This window comes from Shewanella sp. Isolate8, assembly GCF_022398495.1.
Classification (GTDB): domain Bacteria; phylum Pseudomonadota; class Gammaproteobacteria; order Enterobacterales; family Shewanellaceae; genus Shewanella; species Shewanella aquimarina.
Window position 1 is genome coordinate 1 of the sequence record NZ_JAKEVI010000010.1, and the last position, 2,848, is coordinate 2,848.

Below are 2,848 nucleotides of genomic sequence, written 5' to 3' on the forward strand. Positions count from 1 at the left end.
CGGTTAATTACGCAGGTAATTGTTTGGCTGACAAAGCCGTAACGAAGCGAAGCGCGGAGTGTACTAGAGTACATGAGCACTGCAGCGAGGAAACAATGCCGTCAGACGAAGAATTAACCAGTAAGAATTTGTCTGGAAACCATAGCATTGTGGCCCCACCTGATCCCATCCCGAACTCAGAAGTGAAACGCAATCGCGCCGATGGTAGTGTGGGGTCTCCCCATGTGAGAGTAGGTCATTTCCAGGCGCTAATTTCGCTTAACCTTTAAGGTGTAGCAAAATAACCAAGCGCATTTTAGAGTAAGACGCATAGTTATTTAACAGTTTTGTGCTGATATGGCTCAGTCGGTAGAGCGCATCCTTGGTAAGGATGAGGTCCCCAGTTCGATTCTGGGTATCAGCACCACTAAATTTGTCTGGAAACCATAGCATTGTGGTCCCACCTGATCCCATCCCGAACTCAGAAGTGAAACGCAATCGCGCCGATGGTAGTGTGGGGTCTCCCCATGTGAGAGTAGGTCATTTCCAGGCGCCTAATTATTCTCGAAAGAGAGTCGAAAAATCCCCTGCACACTGTGCTGGGGATTTTTTCGTTTAACGGTTTTTGAAATATCGAGTCGAACATGGGAAATATAAAAAGCCCGAACGCAGTGAGGTGCATTTCCAAGTGGAGTAGGGCGAATATCGCGATAGCGATGTGCTTATGGCTAAAAGATATTCCCGACACTTTCAGCATTCCCTACATCCATGTAGGTCAGCGCGAAGCTTTAGCGTAGCTGGCCATGACAGGCGCTAATTAAGTGAAGGAGCCACCTGAATAAGGTGGCTTTTTTGCGTTTAGGGTTTATGAAATTATCGACACTTTCTCTCAAAACTGCCTTAATTAAAGTCAGGTGGTTGATTCACTTATGTAGGCATGAATGCCTACTCCCAACATCGTCCCACCGCTGAACGGGCTCCCAGGCTCGCAGTCTAGCTGCTTTGCGCTCCAGCCAGCCATCCATCAAGCTTTGCTTAATAAGCGATGCCTTTTGCCTCCATGTGAGAACTGTCTGTACGCCCTTTTACATGTCGGCGCATGCTTTCCAGGTTTCTTTGTTTGATGGCTAGTGTTGGTGCAGTTGGTTATCTATATTGGCCAGGAATGTTGATTTCTATGTTTGTCGACAAATGCCAAGCAATATCGACACTTCCATTACCACTTGTGACAGCCCACTGCTCAGTAGAAGGTTGTGGTAACCCGCCTCTCGTATCGCAAAGCCCTTGGATGCAGCGCATTCAAAGTAGATCTTCTTTCCCTCATACGCATCCAGGCAATAATAAATAGTTGGTTATTTGATTTGTCTACTCGAACATGGGCAGGGGCTTATTGAATGCATGTTATATATGAGGGGCATGCGAAGAGTATGGTCGGAATTTACGGTGAATGGGGTCGATCTCATAAGGAGTAGTGAAGAGTCACCTCAACCAGCGGCCGTGATTTGTGTAGAGCTTTTTAAAAATTTGCGCATGTTCGCCATGTTCTTTAGGTAAGAAGGCTATTAGCTTATGTAAGCTGAATTCATACCGCCGATGTCCATTGATTAAATGTTTCTTGGAAATCACTCCTCTTATCCCTATAGATATACTTATACTGCTGCCCATGACGTACACTTCACATCAATGTCTGTGGTTGCTCGAATTGCTTTATATTAAGCATGGAGAGTTAAGTCTATTGTTTCTCGGTGATTTCAGTTATTACGATTCATGAAGGCACATATGGGCCTTGCAAAGCCAAGCGCCAATTGAAAGGCTAGACTGATTCTTCTTGATTAGCAGATCGGCAAGAGAGCGAACCTTCCAGTGCTCAGCAGATTTGCTCCCGTCTATTTCTGCTATTCCGTACTCTTTTTCACATCTAGAGTGAAGCCCTTATAGCGGGAGAATAAATGAGGTCTTCTATGCTGGCGTCGTGAATAGAGAGGTTGAACTGGTCTCTCGATTTCATCTCTATGGGGATTAGAACCTCGCTTGAGTTACCTAATACGCTATCGCATATCAGTTTTGTTCAAGAGAAAACATCGCGATTGCTAGGTAGCTACCGGTTACCCAAATTTTTACTTGAGAAAGATGGTGGTTTCATCTTCCTCGTTACATCGAAATATAGGTTTATTTAAGATTTTAGAGGCTTTCGTTGGTAAGTATTGAGGTAGTTTGAATATCTGGGCGATAACAATGAGGAGGTAGATAAAATGTATAAACAGATGCCTTTGTGGATAACTGTGTGCGTAATTGGTGTAAAGGATGTGCTTATATCAGGTATAAAAAATAAGTTCATTTTTATTGAAGAAAGCCCTTGCACAAAAGATTTGGCTCCCTATAATGCGCTCCCACTGACACGGCAAACGGCGCTACTTAGCGAAGCGAGTAGGCAAGCTGGTCGAGTCAAGGTAACAAGCGGTTCAAGTTTTTAAGCCGGTGGTTACAGCGCGATAGCGCAGTAATTAACCATTTAAAAATCTTTTGAAAAAAGCGCTTGACGCCAACATCGGGAAGTGTAGAATACGCATCCCTAAGCCGACGGCCCAGCGCTAACGGCGGCATCCAAAAGTAAGGATGCATGCTCTTTAACAAGATAAAACAAGAAATCTGTGTGGACACTCACAGGTATTGAGTTAATCGAAAACGATTTAAATCTCAATGCAATGATGAGAGTCCATAGCAATATGTACAAACATGTAAGTGATTCTTCCGAGTCATTTATGTGAATCAGAATTCATTGAGTCGCTTCCTTTTGAATAAAGAGTGGAGCACAAAAACTTTTAATTGAAGAGTTTGATCATGGCTCAGATTGAACGCTGGCGGCAGG

General features: G+C 44.1%; 1 tRNA gene and 2 rRNA genes. All 3 read left to right on the plus strand.

Going from position 1 to position 2,848, the window contains the following annotated elements:
* The first annotated feature begins 131 nt into the window (after positions 1 to 131).
* The 3 genes from rrf (L1D43_RS19745) to rrf (L1D43_RS19755) all read left to right on the plus strand — a co-directional run bounded on the left by rrf (L1D43_RS19745) (position 132) and on the right by rrf (L1D43_RS19755) (position 531).
* A 5S ribosomal RNA gene (gene rrf, locus L1D43_RS19745) occupies positions 132 to 247 on the plus strand.
* 83 nt (positions 248 to 330) lie between these two features.
* Positions 331 to 406, plus strand: a tRNA-Thr gene (locus L1D43_RS19750).
* A gap of 9 nt (positions 407 to 415) precedes the next feature.
* Positions 416 to 531: ribosomal RNA gene (rrf, locus tag L1D43_RS19755) — 5S ribosomal RNA — on the plus strand.
* Positions 532 to 2,848 lie beyond the last annotated feature (2,317 nt).